This is a genomic window from Amycolatopsis sp. NPDC051128, from assembly GCF_040682715.1.
Taxonomy (GTDB): domain Bacteria; phylum Actinomycetota; class Actinomycetes; order Mycobacteriales; family Pseudonocardiaceae; genus Amycolatopsis.
In genome coordinates this window covers 69,862-87,437 of record NZ_JBFBBN010000001.1, presented here as the reverse complement: position 1 = coordinate 87,437, position 17,576 = coordinate 69,862, and the positions used below count along the sequence as shown (strand labels likewise).

11 protein-coding genes, 1 tRNA gene and 1 pseudogene are annotated in these 17,576 nt (G+C 65.7%); 4 read left to right on the top strand and 9 right to left on the bottom strand.

Annotation, left to right across the window (positions count from 1 at the left end; translation table 11 throughout):
- Positions 1-24 precede the first annotated feature (24 nt).
- Entirely contained in the window at positions 25-1,038 is a 1,014-nt protein-coding gene (locus AB0M82_RS00410) for a CHAT domain-containing protein (RefSeq protein WP_364716033.1), read from the top strand.
- A gap of 1,183 nt (positions 1,039-2,221) precedes the next feature.
- On the opposite strand, the gene AB0M82_RS00405 is transcribed toward AB0M82_RS00410, so the two are convergent.
- Positions 2,222-3,874: a DUF2079 domain-containing protein gene (locus AB0M82_RS00405; protein ID WP_364716031.1), complete on the bottom strand. Its 1,653-nt coding sequence runs from the start codon at positions 3,872-3,874 to the stop codon at positions 2,222-2,224.
- Positions 3,875-4,211: 337 nt separating this feature from the next.
- Between AB0M82_RS00405 and AB0M82_RS00400 the strand changes: the two genes are divergently transcribed.
- Positions 4,212-10,424, top strand: coding sequence for a PA14 domain-containing protein (locus AB0M82_RS00400; RefSeq protein ID WP_364716029.1), 6,213 nt, complete (start codon positions 4,212-4,214; stop codon positions 10,422-10,424).
- A 75-nt stretch (positions 10,425-10,499) separates the two neighbouring features.
- On the top strand, positions 10,500-11,033 hold the full coding sequence (locus AB0M82_RS00395; protein WP_364716027.1) for a hypothetical protein: 534 nt from the start codon (positions 10,500-10,502) through the stop codon (positions 11,031-11,033).
- Positions 11,034-11,222: 189 nt separating this feature from the next.
- Here the strand turns inward: AB0M82_RS00395 and AB0M82_RS00390 are convergent, their stop codons facing one another.
- A complete protein-coding gene (locus tag AB0M82_RS00390; RefSeq protein WP_364716025.1) occupies positions 11,223-13,067 on the bottom strand; it encodes a recombinase family protein in 1,845 nt (614 codons plus the stop codon).
- 264 nt (positions 13,068-13,331) lie between these two features.
- Here AB0M82_RS00390 and AB0M82_RS00385 point away from each other — a divergent pair.
- A tRNA-Lys gene (locus tag AB0M82_RS00385) sits at positions 13,332-13,429 on the top strand.
- Positions 13,430-13,578: 149 nt separating this feature from the next.
- Here AB0M82_RS00385 and AB0M82_RS00380 read toward each other — a convergent pair.
- The 7 genes and pseudogenes from AB0M82_RS00380 to AB0M82_RS00350 form a co-directional block, all read right to left on the bottom strand.
- Positions 13,579-14,160 (bottom strand): annotated as a pseudogene (locus AB0M82_RS00380) (site-specific integrase); the annotation flags it as partial.
- Between the two features lie 53 nt (positions 14,161-14,213).
- Positions 14,214-14,654 carry a hypothetical protein gene (locus tag AB0M82_RS00375; RefSeq protein WP_364716023.1) on the bottom strand — a complete coding sequence of 147 codons (441 nt, stop codon included), beginning with the start codon at positions 14,652-14,654 and terminating at the stop codon, positions 14,214-14,216.
- Positions 14,654-14,881: a helix-turn-helix domain-containing protein gene (locus tag AB0M82_RS00370; protein WP_364716020.1), complete on the bottom strand. Its 228-nt coding sequence runs from the start codon at positions 14,879-14,881 to the stop codon at positions 14,654-14,656. Before AB0M82_RS00370 ends, AB0M82_RS00375 begins: the two co-directional genes overlap by 1 nt.
- A gap of 12 nt (positions 14,882-14,893) precedes the next feature.
- Positions 14,894-15,556 (bottom strand): ImmA/IrrE family metallo-endopeptidase, encoded by a 663-nt coding sequence (locus tag AB0M82_RS00365; protein WP_364716018.1) that lies wholly within the window; start codon positions 15,554-15,556, stop codon positions 14,894-14,896.
- Positions 15,557-15,580: 24 nt separating this feature from the next.
- On the bottom strand, positions 15,581-15,934 hold the full coding sequence (locus tag AB0M82_RS00360) for a helix-turn-helix transcriptional regulator (protein WP_364716015.1): 354 nt from the start codon (positions 15,932-15,934) through the stop codon (positions 15,581-15,583).
- A gap of 66 nt (positions 15,935-16,000) precedes the next feature.
- On the bottom strand, positions 16,001-16,597 hold the full coding sequence (locus AB0M82_RS00355; RefSeq protein ID WP_364716013.1) for a DUF2637 domain-containing protein: 597 nt from the start codon (positions 16,595-16,597) through the stop codon (positions 16,001-16,003).
- A 34-nt stretch (positions 16,598-16,631) separates the two neighbouring features.
- Positions 16,632-17,456 carry a replication-relaxation family protein gene (locus AB0M82_RS00350; protein WP_364716011.1) on the bottom strand — a complete coding sequence of 275 codons (825 nt, stop codon included), beginning with the start codon at positions 17,454-17,456 and terminating at the stop codon, positions 16,632-16,634.
- Positions 17,457-17,576 lie beyond the last annotated feature (120 nt).

The following is a 17,576-nucleotide window of genomic DNA, read 5'->3' as shown; positions in this document are numbered from 1 at the left end:
CAGCAGGCCATCGCCGGCGGTGCAGTGGTACTGGTCAACGCCGGGAGGCGGCGCAGCGACGCGATCGTCGTCACCGGCGACGCCGAGCCCGTGTGCGTTCCACTGCCCGACCTCGTGCTCAACGACGTATTTTCCCAGGCCCGGGAATTGATGGACGTCACCCACGACGGCAGTTCTCTGTCGAGCGTCTTACGTCGCCATCGTGTTCTGCGAGACGTTCTCAGCTGGCTTTGGGACGCGTTCGTCAGCCGTGTCGTCGACACGCTTCCTTCGGTGAGCGGTACCGCCGCGCCGCTGCCGAGGGTTTGGTGGATGCCCATCGGGCTGCTCGGCCTGTTCCCCCTGCACGCCGCCGGTCACCCCGGTGAGCCGGGCGCCCTCGACCGTGTCGTGTCCTCCTACACCCCCACCCTCCGAGCGTTGGCCCACGCCCGCGCACGTCCCCGTGCCACGGCTCGCCACCAGTTCACCGTCGCCCTCACCCGCACGCCCGGCCTGCGTGACCTACCCGGTACCGCAGCCGAGGCCGCCGTCTTGCACGCCCTTCACGCTGACGGCACACCCCTGATCGACCACGACGCCACCACGACGCGCGTCCTGGCCGGCATTGCGAAGGCCACCTGGGCGCACTTCGCCTGCCATGCCAGGGCGGACCTCGCCACCCCGTCACTCAGCGGGCTGCGTCTTCATGACGGCACCTTGCCCCTGCCCGACATCAGCCGCCTCCGGCTGGCGCACGCCGAACTGGCCTACCTGTCCGCGTGCTCCACCGCACACGGTGGGACATGGCTTGCCGACGAGGTCCTCCACCTGGCCTCCGCGTTCCAGGTGGCCGGGTACCGGCACGTTATCGCCAGCCTCTGGCCGCTCGACGATCGCATCGCCGCAAAAGCCGCAGCCGCCTTCTACCACCGGATGCCCGACACCCCGGTAGCCGACCACGCCGCTTCGGCGCTGCACCACATCACTCGCGACCTGCGCGACGAACACCCCGACCGCGCCGACCTGTGGGCACCGCTCATCCACAGCGGCCCATAGCCGGCGGCAGCAAGATCCGTCGGGTGTTGCGGGTCGGACATCGGTCGTCGGAAGTGGGGACCTGGGGCACCGGCGATCAACAGGATCGAGCTGCCGGTCGAACCCGGCTTCGCCCGGTGCGGAGCGCGTTCGAGGTCAGCTTGTCGATCACCATGAGCTCTCGACCCGCAGGTTTTCGGGGCAGGTCCTGCAGCAAGTGGTCGGCCCAGGCACGCACCCTGGCTAGTTCGGCGAGGTCGTCGGCCACATTGAGGGCGATCACACGCAACGAATCGTCGGGCTCGGTCGTCTGTTGTTCGGTTGGGCATCGAGGCTCCATGGCTGCCCGGACACCCCGCTGGCCCGGACCGAGGTGATCGCCGGGCCTGTTGGGTGGCCTGGTTGTGCATGGCCGCCAGCACTCGGTGGCGGGCGCGGAGGACCTCGCGCTGTGACTGGGTGGCCAGCGGCACCATCTGTCCCCGGTGGTCCCGGTTGCCGAGATCGACCGGGCCCCCCGGTTTCGGGCAGCCACAGCTGGATGCCGTGCCGGGTGCACCGGCTGTAGAGGGTGGCGAACTGATTACCGGTGAAGGCACGTTCGTAATCGCCGACTTCAATCGCATCGATCGGGCACTCCGGACTCGACGCCTCGGTCGTGAGCTGGGCGGCCTGTAGTCGCTGTCGCCACGGGACGCGGCGTGAGGTGCAGGTGTCGAAGTAAGCGGCAATGATCTGACCGTGTCCGGCGATGAGGTGCTCCGCCATGTCGCGCTACCAGCCCTGGAATGACACGCGATCTTGATGGTGGGTGGTCGAGGTGCGGTCGTGGAAGGCGAACCGCAATCCACTGGTGTGCTCGGATGGGGGAGAGGTGCGGGTGGAGTTGCTGACGGTGATCCACTGTGCGAGCAGGTCGACGGTCTCCGTCGGTGACGGTGCTGGCTTTGAGGGCGGTCGAACGAGGATCACGCTGGAGCGAGGCTCCAGCCGAGGTCGCATGACGGCGGGCTGGGAAGTCTTCGCCCGATCAGCGCGGCCGAGGCTGGATTGTATAACGTTCTATTCGCTGACGAACGTGTTATTACGAACCTCAGGTCGGGTCCAATTGGAGCGACGGAATGTGGAAGGGATGGGGAGTTTCCCGGTTCTGCGCATGGCCGAGGATCTGTGGACAAAGTGTGCTGGCTATGCAGATGGAGATTCAGATGATGGGGTGGAGGCGTCCGCCCTGGACGGCGAGCACGGTCAGTGGCCCGTTGGCCGGGCCGGACGTTGCCTGCCACGCCGTCGCGCCGGGGGTGGCTTTCGTGGTCTGTCCGGCGGTGAGCGGCAGGCCGGTGATACCGCCGCCGGTGACCGTGCCGGTTTGGTCGGTGATGAGGATGCAGTCCGGGCGGGTGCCGTTGATGGCGGCCCAGCCGGTGATGATGGTGCCGGCGTCGGTGGCGGGGGCGTCGAGGGCACCGGCTGAGGCCGGTTGTGCGGTCGTGAGGTTGAGGTGGGTGCCGAGTTCGGGGCCGTGGCAGCCGAGTGTGAAGCTGTCGTTGAACGGGTAGGCCCCCAGCGTGCGGGCGGCGGGGGCGGCGGCGCGCTGGATGTGCAGGGCTTCCAGTGCTGCGGGTGCGTCGACGCGCAGGGCGATTGCGGACAGGTTGAGTGACGCGTAGCTGCGGCGGACTTCGTCGGCCTTGGCGCCGCCGATGGCGTGCGTGACCAGGGACAGCGCCACGACCGCCGTGACGACGTACCGTTTCGGCCACTGTGGATGGTGCACAGTGGTCAGGACGAGCGCCGCGATGGTGGCCAGTGCGGCGACCAGGACGTACCGGCTGATCAGCCCGACGTTGCCGCCGGGAACATTCGTCGTCGTCCGGCCGAGCGCCAGCATCAGGGCCAGCGCGAAGGCGTAGGCGGCCAGGCCGGCCCAGCCTGCGTCGGTTTCGGCCGGGCGGCGGTCGATCGTGCGGTGCAGCAGCAGGGCGAGCAGGGCGATCGTGCAGCCTCCGGCGATGACAGCGAGGACGGCGATGTCCACTGACCACAACCCGCCGACCGCGGCGGCGACGACGGACAGCCGTCCGTCCGGGTCGAAAGCGTCCGTCGCTCCGGACTGCGCCCCGGCCGGTTTGGTGAGCCACCACGCGGCGAGGATGACGACCCCGGCCGCTGCGGGGATCGCGATGCGGAGCCGCGTTTCCTTGCGCAGCCAGGCGATGAAGGCGAGGACGAACCAGATCGGCAACGCCGCGCCGAAACTCAGGCAGCCCAGCACAGCGGCCACGGACGCGCCGATCGGGCGGCCGTGGTGGGCGCAGGCGATCGCGATCGTGCAGAACGTGATCGCGGGGACCCAGCTGATGCCGTTCGTGCCCTGCAGCCACAGTTCGGTGGCGTGGGAAGTGAACAGCAGCCACGACATCGCCGCGGTCAACGCCACCCGTGTCGTCGGGTTCAGGTGTCGCGGCAGCATCGTTCGCAGAGCGAGCACCGCGACCGTGAGCAGGACGATCGTCAGGACGGTCAGGACCCGGTTGTCCCCGCCGAACCACGCCGCGTCCGCGTAGAACAGCAAGGAAGGCACGACAAACGGCTGGTCGAGGTGGTAGGTGAAGACCTGGCCGAGCAGCAGGCCGCCGTTGTCGTCGGTGATCTTCGCGAAGACGTGCCAGTAGTCGAGCAGCACGTGCATCTTCGGCGCGCGCACGGCCGCCAGGAGCGCCAGCGCGAAGGGAGCGGCGGCGAAGACCCACAGCGCCGCGACGCCGACCCGAGGCGCGGCGTCGCGCCGGACTTTCGCGGTCGTGCGCGGGATCGGTGCGGTGACGTCCGGGGCGTCGAGCGCGGGCTGGGGCATCGGTCTCCTGTCGAAGGGGCGGTATGTGGTCCGGCGAAGGCGGGACCGGCTGCGATCGTAGCCGGTGAGCCTTCGCCTTCAGACGGGCGGTGAGCAGCGCTTCTACCGGATCGGTGATCGACTGGCAACTGTGGGCTTCATCTCACTCGACGGTGTAACGACGGTGTGAGGTTCCGGCGATGCAGGGTGCGGGCGAGGGACGGGAATTCCCGACCTCGGGGCGAACCGGGCACGACGTGTGCGGAGCGCCCGGCACCATCCCGCGGCGGCAGTCGTGCTCCGCGGGCCATTGGGGGCGGCCGCGGCGGATGCCGGGTCGCCGGGGGAGGAACTGGCCGTGCTGCGGTTGTCGCGTCCTGTCCATCTGGTCCGCTGGGTCAGAGCGATCGTGCTCGCCCTGACGATGACGCTGCTCGTCGGCAGCGCCGAAGCGATCGCGGCCCCGCCGCGCCTGGCGGAAGCACCGAAGCCGATCGATGCGCGTGACGTCGGGTTGCTGCCTTCGGCCCCGCCCGCTCCCGTCGCGCCGCAGGCGCCGTCGAAGGCGGATTTCGCCGCGTCGAGCCGGTTGGACGGTGGCGCGGGAACGCATTTCGATCCGCAGCGGTCGACGCCGGTGTCGCGGTCGATGTTCACGACCGAGTACGTCAACGTCGATGGCACGCATTCGGTGCGGCAGTCGAACCAGCCGCTGAACGTGCAGGACGAGCACGGCCAGTGGCAGCCGGTCCAGACCATCCTGGCCACCGACCCGGCGACCAAGCGCGCCGACGCCGACCACCACCCGCTGAGCCCCTCGCTGGCCACCAAAGCCGACGACGCCGCGGTGCTGCAGGTCGAATCGGGCGGCCACACCGCTGGCCTGGCGCTGGACCAGGCCGCCCCGGCGACCGCCGCGGTGAAGGGTGATTCGGTCACCTATCCGGAGGTCGCCGCGGGCACGGACCTGGATTACGAGGTCACGCCGGGCGCGGTGAAGGAGACCATCAAGCTCAAGCGGCTGCCGTCGGATGGGCGGTCGTCGTGGAAGTTCAAGCTCACCACCGGTGACCTGACGCCGAAGCTGGAGAAGAACGGGTCGGTCACGCTGGCTGACAAGAGCGGGGCGGCGAAGATCGTGTTGCCGCCGATCGAGACCTGGGACTCCGCGGGCCACGGTGAGACAGCCCCGGCGATGACCGGCGGCGTCTACACCCTGGACAAGGCCGGCGCGGATTGGTGGCTGACCGTCGCGGTCGACCCGGACTGGCTGCGCGACCCCAAGCGCGTCTACCCGGTGTTCGTTGACCCGACGTTCACCTACGGCGTCACCGAGTCGCACTCCTACCGCTCCGACGGCACGAACTGCGACGCCTGCGGCCTGCGGATCGGCAACAGCCAGGCCAACGGAGACACCTACAACCGCAGCGTCTTCCACATGGACTACTCGCCGCTGTTCGGCAAGACCGTGGTCGGCGCGCGGATGGACCTCACGCGCAACACCAGCGTGGTCGGCTCGGTCAAGACGTGGAACGCGAATCTCTACCACGCGTCGGCGTTCAACTTCAACGGCGTCGGCGGGTATATGACCAGCGCTTTGGTCGGTGACGTCGGCAGCTTCGTCGGCGAAGGGATGACGGGGTTCATCCGTGACCGGGTCAACGCCCGCGACGGCTCGGTCTTCTTCATGATGATCGGTGCCGAGAACCCGGGTACCTGGACCTACAAGAACCTCAACGCCACCCTGACCGTGGATACCGGCTCCCCGGCCCCAGCCGCCACGATGGTGGCTCCGGCCGACGGCTTGGTGTCGACGTCGCTGACCCCGACGTTGTCGGTCAACCCGGTCACCGACCCGGACGGCGAGCAGGTCAAGTACTGCTTCCGCATCGCCACCGGTGCCGACGCGAAGTCCGGAGTCGTGGTGGAGTCGGGCTGCCTGACCACCCCGACGTGGACCGTGCCGGCCGGAATCCTGCAGGACGGCGTCGCCTACACCTGGCAGGCGATGACCTACAGCGGCACCACCACGATCACCCCGGCCTGGGTGGGCCACTTCAAGATCGACCAGCGCATCGGTGACCACGGCCCGGCGCCGGCGGACACTGCCGGCCCCATCAGCGTCAACCTCGCCAACGGCAACGTCACGGCATCGCAGGCAACACCTACCTTCACCACGGTCGCCGGGAGCGCGGGCGTCACACTCACCTACAATTCCCAGCAGCGAGAGAACAAGGGCCTCAAGGCGTCCTACTTCGTCGACCTGTCGCACAACGGCCTCATCAGTGACGCTCAGCAGCCGGTGCTTGTGCGCACCGAACCGCAGGTCAACGTCGACTGGGGTGTCGACTCGCCGTTTGCCCCAGCCCTGCCTGCGGACTGGTTCGTCGCCCGCTGGGAAGGCTTCTTCCAGGCCCCGGTCACCGGGACCTACCAGTTTGCCGGGGTTCACGATGACGGCGCGGTCGTATGGCTCAACAACGCCAAGATTTACGACGTCGGCACTCCGAGTGATCTGAACTGGACCCAGGCCACCAACGTCTCCCTGACCGCGGGCCAGCGGGTACCGATCAAGGTGGAGAGCGCCGAGGCCACCGGTTCGGCGAAGATGCGCCTGTTCGTGCGGACGTCCGACAACACCACGGTCGTGCCGCAGATCGTGCCGGCTGACTGGCTTTACACCAACGATCTGCCCGTGCTCCCGCAGGGCTGGTCCGTCTCGGCCGATCTCGACGGCGACGGGTCGAGTTACACCGAGGCCAAAGTCACCGACCAGACGGTGGTGCTCACCGACGCCACTGGGTCCAAGCACACCTGGACGAAGAAGAGCGCGGGCGGTTACACCGCACCCGACGGCGAGACCGGTATCCTCGGCCTCGACGCCGCCGGACGGGTGACGCTCACCGAGGCCGGAAGCGTGTACGTTTTCCGCGCCGACGGCAAGGTGGAGTCGCAGACCGGCGTCCTCGACAGCCGCAAACCCGCGACGCTTCAGTACGTCTACGATGGCGCGCCATCGCGGCTGCGCGAGATCAAGGATCCGGTATCGCAGCGATCCCAGATCCTGCACTACAACCGCGCCGGTGACGACTGTTATGGCGGCGCGACTCCGCCGGCCGGCGCGGACGCTACCGCGCCGTCACAGATGCTCTGCCGCATCAGTTACTGGGACGGAACCGAGACACGGCTTTGGTACAGCCAGGCGAAGCTCTCACGGATCGAAGATCCCGGTTCGGAAATCAATGACTACGGCTACGATGCCGCCGGTCTGCTGACCACCCTACGCAGTTCGCTGGTCAACGACTGGATCGCTGCCGACCCGGCCAACCGCGCGGGACTGACCGACCTGAACGCCGAGATCACCTACGAAACCGTCGCGGGCAAGGCGAAGGCGACCTCCGTGCGGTCGGGCGCCCCGGCGCCGGGGCAGCCGCGTCCGCAGCACGGATACATCTACGACCCGGCGGCGAAGACGACGAAGGTCACCGCTGCAGGGCTGAACCCCGCCACCGGTTTCCTGTCGAAGGTCACCTATGACGACGCCGACCGGACTCTCACCACGACCGACGCCACCGGCAAGGTCGCCCAGCAGAGTTGGAGTGCCAAAGACCAGCAACTGAGCACGACCGACGCGGCCAATCGAACGTCCACCACGGTGTACGACTACGCGGACCGCCCGGTCGACACCTACGGGCCAGCCCCGACGTCCTGCTTCAGCGGGCAGGTACCGACCGCGGCATGCGCGGCGACCGTGCCGCACACGCGGACCGGCTACGACGAGGGCATCAACGGGCTCGCCGTCACCTGGTACGGCAACGATCAGCTAGCCGGCTCACCCAAGGCGTACACGACCGGGCTGGGCACGGCCGACGGTTCGTTCGTGAAGAACTGGAACAGCGATGCGCCTACTGCCGTTCCCGCCGACCACTTCTCGTTACGCGCAACCGGGGACCTGGTGTTCCCGGCGGCTGGTGACTACACCCTGCGGGTGCTCGCCGACGACGGCGTTCGCGTGTGGGTGGACGACCGGCTGGTGATCGACGACTGGCGCAACACCACACCGGCCTGGCGTCAAGGCGTGGTGCACGCCGATGCTGCCGGTCAGGCCAAGCGAATCCGCGTCGACTACTACGAATTCGACCTGACTGCGCAGCTGGAGCTGCATTGGACGACACCGTCCGGCACCCAACAGGCGATTCCGGGAACCCAGCTCAAGCCGCGCTACGGGCACACCACGTCGGTCACCACCGACGAGTCGGCCGGCGTGCCGGGCAAGGTGTCGTCAACTTCGTTCACCGACGGCGGTGTCGATCCTGTGTACGGATTGGCCGTGGCCGGCAGCACCGGCTCCGGCGGCGTACGGCTTACCACCGGTTCCACTTACGAGGCGCCGGGAACCGGATACTTCCGTGGGCTGACCAAGGTACAGCCGTCGGGCGCGGTCACCACGACCGCCCACTACGGCGACACGGAGACACGGGCAAACCCCTGCGTACCGGGCAGCCCGGCAGTTCCGCAGGGCGGGCTGCCGAAGTCGGTGACTTCACCGGCGCCGGCGGTTGGCGCGGCGCGGGTCGAGGAACAGGTCTACGACGCGTCCGGGCGTGTGGTGGCCAAGTCCCTCGCGGGCGACTGGACATGCACCGCCTACGATCTGCGCGACCGGGTGACCTCCGTACGGGTTCCGGCCAACACGGCCGAGGGCGAGCGGACCGTCACCACCAACTACGCCGTGGGCCGTGACCCGCTGGTGACCTCCGTGTCGGATGTCCACGGCACGGTGACCACCACGACGGACCTGCTGGGCCGGGTCGTCGGTTACAGCGATGTCCACGGCGTGCGCACAGAGAGCGCCTACGACCAGGTTGGCCGGGTCGCTCAGGCAAATGTCGTATTTCCCAATGCCGCGGATGCAGCGCAGCTGACGACGTTCACCTACGACGACGCCGGGCGGCTGCAGACCACGAAACTCGGCGAGACAGTGCTCGCGTCGTCGACCTATGACAACGCCGGCGAACCGGCGAGCGTGAGCTACGCCAACGGCATGTCGCTCGATGCCATCGGCAGGGACTCGGCGGGGCAGTTGACTTCGCTGACGTGGAAGACTTCCAACGGCACCACTGTCGTTTCACAGGTGACGCGGTCCAAGGCGGGCACGGTGGTCGACGAGTCGCTCGGCGGCATCGACGCTCGCCCGGACGGCCCGAACTACGGCTACGACGCTGCGGGCAGAATGACCGAAGCGTACGTGCGCGGACATCACTACACGTACGACTTCGCGGGTGCCACGCCCGCGGGCTGCCCAGGCGGCAGCCAGGCCAACGCAGGAATGAACAGCAACCGAGTCCGCCTGACGGACCAGACTGCGGCCGGCAGCGCCGAGACCGGATACTGCTACGACGCAGCCGATCGGCTGCTGGCGACCACCGGTGCCACGGCGTTGACCAGCATCGGTTACGACAGTCACGGCAACACCACAGAGTTCACCGCCGGGGCCGCGACGACCTATCTGGGCTGGGACTCCGCCGACCGGAACCTGACCGCGCGGATCACCGGGCCGGACCCGGCCGACATCGCGTATGTGCGGGACGCCACTGGCCGGATCACGCGGCGCGCGGCCACCCAGGGCGACACCGCCACTGACGTCCTCTATGGCTACACCGCCACGGGTGACAGCGCGGATGTCGTACTTGACGTGAACAAGCGCCTGCTCTCGCGCACGATCAGCCTGCCAGGTGGCGTGCTCTACAACCAGCAGGCGGCATCTCCGGCGACCTGGGACGTACCGACTGTCCGCGGCGACATCGGCTTCACGTGCGACGCGGCGGGCAAGCAAGTCGGCGGCCTGCTCGCATACACCCCTTACGGCGAGGCGCTCGACGTCGCCGGCGCGGTATCGCCGGACGCGATCCCGGACAACCAGCCGGGGCAGCAGGACTACGGCTGGCTCGGACAGCACCAGCGGTTCACCGAACACGCGGGCGGTCTCTCGCTGGTGCAGATGGGAGCGCGGCCGTACAGCCCGCTGCTGGGCCGGTTCCTCTCGGTCGACCCGGTCGACGGAGGGTCGGCGAACGACTACGACTACGTCAGCGCCGACCCGATCAACAAGACCGACCTGGACGGGCAATGGTGGTCGTGGCTGAGCAAGGGAGTCGACCTCGCCCGCAAAGCACTGGACAACAGCATCGTCCGGGGCGTGGTGGTGGGCGTGGCAGTCGGCCTTGCCTGCGTGGGCACGGCGGGTATCGGCTGTGCGGTGGGCGTCGGCTTCGTCGTCGGCGCCGGCCTTGGTGCGGCCAACTGGGCAGTGAACCACCGCCAGGAGAACTGGGTCGGCCACGTGGTCGGCGGCGGTATCCGCGGTGCGATCACCGGGGCGCTGGGGTTCGCAGGGTCCAAGGTCGCGCAGGCGCGGTTCCCGATCGCGCACAGCCATCGACTGGTGAAACCGACCAGGTTGGGCCGGTACTTCGCGGCACGACGCCAGTTCAGCCCGTCCCGCCTGTGGGGGATAGGCCGCATCCTCAAGTGGCGGAAGCAGACGAAGTTCATGAGAAAGTATCGTTGATGACGGGACGGGGGGAGCCTGCCTCGCGGAAGGCTCCCCCCGTCAATGCTCCCGAAGAGACGGACGAGGAAGCACGTGCACGGCGAAATCAGGCGCAGCAGGCTGATCAATGTGGCGGGCGCCCTTGCCATGGTGCTCGTCGGCTCCGGCGTCCCGGCGGTCGTCGACATCGGTAGCTTGCCGCCACTTGCGGTGAGCCTGCCGTTGACAGCGGTGCTTCTCGAGGTGATTCGCCGCAGCGGTCTCCGGCCTCGAATCACCTGGGACGGCAGCGGCTTGAAGGTTGTCTACGCTTTGGGGGCGACGAGTGTGACGTGGGAACACGTCTACTTCGTGCGCGAGCGCGGCAACCAGCTTGAAATCGGCCTCGAGGATCGAAGCATCGTCTGGGAATTCGACCATGCTTGGTTCTTGGCGCGACTCTCTCGACGGTATCGCTCGCGTGCCGGCGAAAACGAAAAACGGCTCACCGCCGCACTGGAGGAAAGTCGAACCAGCGCCACAGCTAAGACACGCGAGCGGCACATCGACCAGTCTTTCCTGGTCTTCCTGTTGCTCCCGCTGGCCATCCCTCTCACGCTCTGGCTCAAAGCGGCCAGCCTTAGCTGAACCTGGCGCAAGCGGCCCCGGCGCGGCGCCGGTGACCAGCAGGAATGCCCGCCGAACGTATCCTGCGTACGAGTCTGCCGCCGAGGCACTGCCGGGAAGCGCGAGCTCCTCCGGTGTCCCGCAGTTCGGCGCGTCTGACCGCCGGCGGCGCTTCCGGCTCTCGCCGTGCTAGCCAGAATGCGTGTGCAGTCACTTTGATCTACAGTGAGTGCATGATCTCCCCAAACACGGGAGATATCCCACGCGTGGGGGTTCAAGTCCCCCTTTGAACACCAAAGTGGTCACGTTTGAACCCCGGTCCCGGTTGGGTCCGGGGTTCGTTGTATCGGCGGGAAGTGGGCCGTTCGGGCGCTGTACGGCGTCCTCGGGCCGCACCGGTTCTCGGTTGGCGCTCGGTGCGCCGGTGGATCGTCTCTGGCCCCTGTCGGGGCGTGAACGGGTTTCGATCTTAGCGGCTTCGCCGTCCTTCGGCTCGGCCAGCCGTGTGGCAAGGTCGGGCGCGAGAAGGTGGGCAAAGCCTTCGGTCAGGTCTGCGCCGTGCACCTGGTCGTCAATGATCCAGAAGCGGGCGAAGACGGCTTGGTTGAGCTGTCGGCGTACGTCGGGCGGCGCGCTGACGTACAGCCGGTGCGCGTTGGCGCAGAGTAGCAATGCTTCCTCGACCACCTTCATGACTGCTTCGATCTCGGTCGAGCACTGGTCGATGATCTGCTGCGCCTGGGCAAGCTCGCGGGTGATGCGGTCCTGCTCGGACTTCAGGTGTTCGAGCGTGATGGCATCCGCGTAGCGCATCTCGATCAGCTTGAGCTGTTGGTTTTGCAGTTCCTTCCTGCGCTTCTCCTGTCTGTCGAGCTCAGCCCGGTTGCTGTGCTGCCGCCGTACCAGTTCGGCCATGACCTGCTCGCGGATGTCCGCGATGCGGGGGCCGCTGAGCTGGACGCGGGACCAGTAGTCCGCGACGGCCGCCTCAACGTCGCTGATCAGGATCGTTGACTGTGTGCAGTCCTCCTTCTTGGCGCGGCCGAGGCAGTAGAAGTACGGGTAGATCGTGCCCCAGCGGTTGCGAGCGTTCATGACACCGAACCGACCACGGCACCGGCCGCAGAAGATCGAGCCCTTCAGGTAGTGCGGGTGCTTCTGCACCTTCTCGCGTGCCGCAGCGCGCGCGGTTCGAACGGCCTGCACCTGCTCGAAGGTCGCAGAGTCGATGAGCGCCGGATGCCGGCCGTCGTACTCGACGCCCTCGTAACTGACGAAGCCGATGTAGTAGCGATTGACGAGCATCTTGTCGATGTGCTGGTAGCGCAGCGGGCGTTCCGGGAGCTTCTTCGTGGCCGGGATGCGCAGCCCGCGACGGTTGAGTTCGTCGGTGAGTTGGCGCATGGTCCACTCGCCGGAGGCGTAGGCGCTGAACATCCACTGGATGAGCGGGGCACGCTCCGGGTCGACAGAGACGGTGCGAATTTCGCGTCCGTCGATGCGTTCGCGGACGTTGCGGTAGCCGAGGGGCGCGTGGCCCGGCGTGCCGCCGGACTTGGCCTTCTGTCGCATACCCTTCTTGGACTCGGAAGCCAGGTTGGCGGAGTAGAACTCGGCGATGCTCGCCATGATCCCGTGCAGAAGCTTGCCCGAAGGCGTCTCGTCGATGTTCTCCTTGGAAGAGACGAACTGTGCTCCGGCCTTGCGGACGGCCATGTTGATGAGCACGTCGTCTTCCCGGTTGCGGGCGAGTCGGTCAACCTTGTCCACGATGACGTAGCTGATGACACCCAGTTCGCGGATGAAGCTCAGCATTGCTTGGAGCTCGGGACGGTCGGCGGTCTTGGCAGACTCGGCCGCGTCTACGAACTCGGCCACGATGACCGCGCCGAGCTGCTCGGCCTTCTTCTCGTTGGCCTCGCGTTGGGCCGCGATGGACAGGCCCTCTTCGTCGTAGCCGGTCTCGGTTTGCGCCTTGGTCGAGACGCGCAGGTAGCTGACAGCGAACTTGGTGTTTTCGGGGAAGGGTTGAGTTGGGTCGAGGAGTATGCGCATAGCGCCATCCCTTCACGAGTGGTCGATGGGGTGAGATGAGCGGGTACAAGACCGGCTCCTTTCGGGTTGTCGAGATAGGGAGGGAGCGCATCTGGTGGGGCTGGAGGACCGCGTTCGCGGTTTCGTGGTCGATGTCTCATGCCGACCACGCTTTCGGCCGCTCGCGTAGACAAATGGTTTGCCATGAGCTATAGTTCGTTGGAGTTTGGCTGACGGTAATTTTGACGGTGACGCATCCGAGTTTCCACGTCTGTCTACGCCTTCGTGATACCTGGTTTATAGAGGTAATGCGTTCCTGTAAGGTGTGCTGGCCGGGCCTTTTAAGCCACGTGTCCTGGGTTCGAGCCCCAGTGGGCCCTCCAGAGAGAACTTCACCAAGCTGGTGGAGTTTTTTCTTTGTTGACGGCAGACTTTGACGGCTACCGGGTTGATCTACTGCGAACTGTCCTGCGAGCAAGTGGTCTTCCACTTTCTCCAACGCGTCTCGCTTATTGCTTAGACTTACGTGTTGGTAGATGCGGGTGGTCGATACGCTGCTGTGTCCAAGTACGGCTTGAGTGTCGCGCTCCGGAATGTTGAGGTCCTTTTGAGTGGTCCCATTGGTGTGCCTCAGTTCGTGTAGCTTGATCCTGCGGATTCCGTGTTTTTCGAGTATGCGATGGAACGAGCGGTAAAGGTTGCGAGGTTCAATCGGGCCTCCTGTCCGAGTTGTAAAAACAAGCTCATCGTCGGTTCCTGCCCCCAGCCAGTCGGCTCCAGCCGCTAGGCGGGCGTCCGCCTGCTTAGCCCGCTGTCGTATGAGCACCTCACGCGTGGTTGCCAACAGCGGTTCGTCTCGCTCGCTGGAGTCGGTCTTCAGCTCTACCTCTTGGAGCCTTTCGCCAATTCGCTGTATCTGCTGTCTGAGGTGTAGTACACCCTTCTCAAAGTCCACGTCTCGCCATCGGATACCCAGAACCTCGCCTCGGCGTAAGCCGTAAAGGATAATCAGGACGAAAACATGATAGAAGGGGTCTGACCGTGCTGCGCTAAGGAAACTGACGACCTCGTGAGCTGTCCAGTATTGTCCCTCCTGTGGCTTGTACCGTGGCATCTCGGCCAACCGTGCTACATTGCGAAGCAGTAGCTCCTGCCTCATGGCGTGTGTCAGTGCGGCGCTGAGAACTTTCCGTGCTTGATACACTGTGTTTCGTGAAGCGCCACTCGCAAGTATGTTTTTGTAGAAATCTTCACCATTCGCACGGAAAGCTGCTGCAGCGACTTCTTGCCGAGTGCGGGCTTTAGATAGAGTCGGACTACTACCTCATATCGCTTGTGGGTGTTCGGTCGTCGTTCGGCATTCACGGCACGGTCAAGCCAGTTGTCTAGATACTCGGCAAGTTTCCAATTGCGGTCCGGTAGTGATACGCCTTGCTGTACCTGCGCGAGCGCCGTGGTTAGTCTTCCGTGTGCTTCCTTGCGGGTCCTGCCGTAAACGCGAAGGCGTTTGACGTTTCCGCTAATAGTCCCCAGGTAGGCTGCGCCCTCCCATCTTCCGTCCTTGCGCTTATAGATGCTCCCCTCGCCGTTCGCGTTTCGCCGAGCCATTACGTGGTTGCCTCGATTGTTAGCTTCTCGACTAGTGCACGGATTGCGCTGCGCGAAATCAGGCGACGGCTGCGCAGCTTGATGCTGGCGAGCTGGCGTGAGTGGATGTACTGGTAGAGAGTCCCCTTGCTGACGCGCAACTCGGCGCACGCTTCGGCGACGGTGAGAAGTTCTTCAGAACTCTCGGCCGCGGTCCGGAGATATGTTGGTAGAAAAGTTTTGATCATAAGTATTCCTCCTCAAGTTGTTATTGGACTGACTAGGGGCCGCATTGCTGGTCTATCCTTACGGAAGTAACTCCGAACGGAGCGTCTTGGCTCGGGTAGGTGGATGGAGCGAGGCCAAGGGTCGACAAGCCCGATCTCCCTTAGCCGGATGGCCATCGCCTCTGGCGATACCTTGAACTTGGCGGCAAGGGCTGCCGGACCCTGGATGCCACTCGCCCAGGCTCGTTTGACCCAATTGCGCGGCATGAGCACACAGGCTGCGAAGTAGTTGCAAATTCTTTCGGTTATTTCGTCCCGCTCCTTATTGGTGCGACCAAGCTCGCTGTAGATCACCTTGATATATGGGTGGTCGAGCACGTGTTTGAATTCATGGCCGAGCGTGAAGCGTCGTCGTGTAGGGCTGTCATCGCGGTTCACCACGATGAGCCAGCGGCCACGACTCCAATCCGAGAAGCCAAGTATGCCCGTGCCGCTGAGGGCGGAATCGACCTTGACTTGTACCCGTGGCAGCTCGCCAACGAGTTCGACGTCAACCGCCGGCTCATGCTGGTCTAGAAGCTCAAGGAGCTTCGTCGCCTGCCGTTCGGCGACTCCCCGTGCTTCGTGCTCCTCAAGTGGCCGAACTGGCATAAGAGAGCGAAGCTGCCTAATGATTGGTTGTGGAATGTCGTTCATAAGCAGTCTCCTCTCTATGAACGGTTAGTTATTGTGTCTGTCGATAATCTCTTGAATCTCCTGGGTGGCTTCGTCGAGTTGTTCGCCTCGAAGCCCGAATTTTTCTCGGAGGTACAGCTTGGCGCTCGGTAATCCGCGCGGCCGGACTACTCCTATGTAAGCGAGCGCGTCGACAACGTCTAGTTCAAGAACTCTTGCAAGCTGTTGGACAAGGTCGGCTTGTGGACTTTCAACCTCGTCCCTCATTAGCCTGGCGACTGTCGTTAGTGGTACGTCTGTTGCGTTGGCGAGTTGACGGAGGCTGAGTCCTGCTGCCTGTCGTCCATGCTCTAGATATTGGCCGAGTGTATTCGGTAATGGTTTTTTACGTTCTTTCATGTGCGTCCCCTTGAGTAAATATATACACGAGCTGTACCGAATTCGGTACAGTAGAATTGACAACGATCACGAAATATCGCGCTCGGTCTCTGGTAGCTCGCGTATTTTTCGCAACAACTCGCTCGCCCGCCCGGTGCTGACGCGCAGTGCCTTCCGCAGCTCGTCGCGCGTGATCGGCTTGCCGTGCTCGGCGCGGTGGGCGTCGTCAGCGGCGCGAGCAGCTTCAAGGAGGTCGTCCCCGCTGGCATCGGTCCCGTCCTGGTGCTCGTACAGCTCCGTACCGAGCGGTGCGGCTTCGTCCTCGTCGTCCTGGACGCGCAGGACAGCCAGGTGCGAGAGCAGTCCGAGGACGGCGGGCGGGACGGCTCCGACGAGCACGACGATCGGCCATGTCACGGCGAGCACCTTCGCGGCAATCAGGTGCCACGCGGCGTTGCCGATCAGCGACAGCCCGATAGCCCCGATGGCGTTCCAGCGCGCGAACCGGCGAGCCTCCGTTGAGCCGGTGGCCTTGGACAGCCACACGCGGGTAGCGGTCATGGCGTAGGCGTCGACCGTGAACGGCATGAGCGGCGCCAGCGCGTCCGGCCAGCCAGTCGCCGTTGCCAACGAGCGGAGACCCGAGAAGCTGCTGACGGCCGCCGCGCAGGCGGTGACGGTCATGCCCGCGATCACCCACCAGTCGCGCGGTCGCTCCCTACTCATGGGTGGCCTCGCTGAGTTCCGCGGTGAGCCAGCCCACGGCCTCGTCGTGCAGCACCACGGCGAACAACTCACCGGCGGGAGCGGGCAGCTTGGTGACGACACTGGTCATCACGTCGCGCCGCTCCAAGGTCGGCACCGTGACCAGGACGCGCGGCACAACGTCATCAGGGCCGAGCTGTCCGAGGCTGACGAAGTCGATGTAGGCGAGAAACTTGCCGCGCAGCGTGGGCACGGCCTCGGTGGCGAGATCGACCTCCACCCACCAGTGGTCGGTGAACTCACCTGCCGAGATCGACAGGTGGGCGTCCGGCTTCATCCATCCGCCGGCCCCGTTCGGCCACCACGCGGCGGGCTCAGCCTGGAAGTCGTCGAGCATGAAGCCCTCCGCTCGGGCGCGTTCGACCAGCTGCACATACAGCTCGCTCGTCGCCAGCGTGTGCGCCACGAAGCGCTCTCCGATCGGCCCCGGTCGTCGGATGCGCTCCTTGGTCTGCGACAGGTTGCGGCGAAGGCGGAGCAGGCGCTCCCCGGCGGTGTCCAGCGCGTAGGTGAGCTGCGCCGAGCCGTGGAGGCTTCCGCCCACGCGACGGGTGAGCGGCATGAGCGCCTGGGCGTCGACCAGCCGCTTGAGCACGCGCCAGCGGACGACCGATCGGCTCTTGCCGGTCAGTTCCGCGAAGTGCAGCCGTTCGAGCTGGAGGCCGGTCGCCAGCCGGAGCAGGTTGACCGTCGTGAGGATCGACCACTCGCGTTCGGTCAGTGTCTCGGCCAGAGCCAGGACGTGTGCTGTGCTGATTCGGCGGGCGCGGGCGGTCATACCTGGTCCTCCTGAAGGACTAGGTGTTTCGCTGGCGCTATCGGCACTTGCACGCGGTTTGACGTCGGTGACAGCAGAGCGAGGTGCCGAGCGATTCCAACGCCGAGACCAACACGCGAC

Coding starts and splice junctions, on each gene's coding strand:
- AB0M82_RS00405 (WP_364716031.1), bottom strand. CDS start 3,874: ATGCCCCAGCCCGCGCTCGACGCCCCGGACGTCACCGCACCGATCCCG.
- AB0M82_RS00390 (WP_364716025.1), bottom strand. CDS start 13,067: ATGCGCATACTCCTCGACCCAACTCAACCCTTCCCCGAAAACACCAAG.
- AB0M82_RS00375 (WP_364716023.1), bottom strand. CDS start 14,654: ATGGCTCGGCGAAACGCGAACGGCGAGGGGAGCATCTATAAGCGCAAG.
- AB0M82_RS00370 (WP_364716020.1), bottom strand. CDS start 14,881: ATGATCAAAACTTTTCTACCAACATATCTCCGGACCGCGGCCGAGAGT.
- AB0M82_RS00365 (WP_364716018.1), bottom strand. CDS start 15,556: ATGAACGACATTCCACAACCAATCATTAGGCAGCTTCGCTCTCTTATG.
- AB0M82_RS00360 (WP_364716015.1), bottom strand. CDS start 15,934: ATGAAAGAACGTAAAAAACCATTACCGAATACACTCGGCCAATATCTA.
- AB0M82_RS00355 (WP_364716013.1), bottom strand. CDS start 16,597: ATGACCGTCACCGCCTGCGCGGCGGCCGTCAGCAGCTTCTCGGGTCTC.
- AB0M82_RS00350 (WP_364716011.1), bottom strand. CDS start 17,456: ATGACCGCCCGCGCCCGCCGAATCAGCACAGCACACGTCCTGGCTCTG.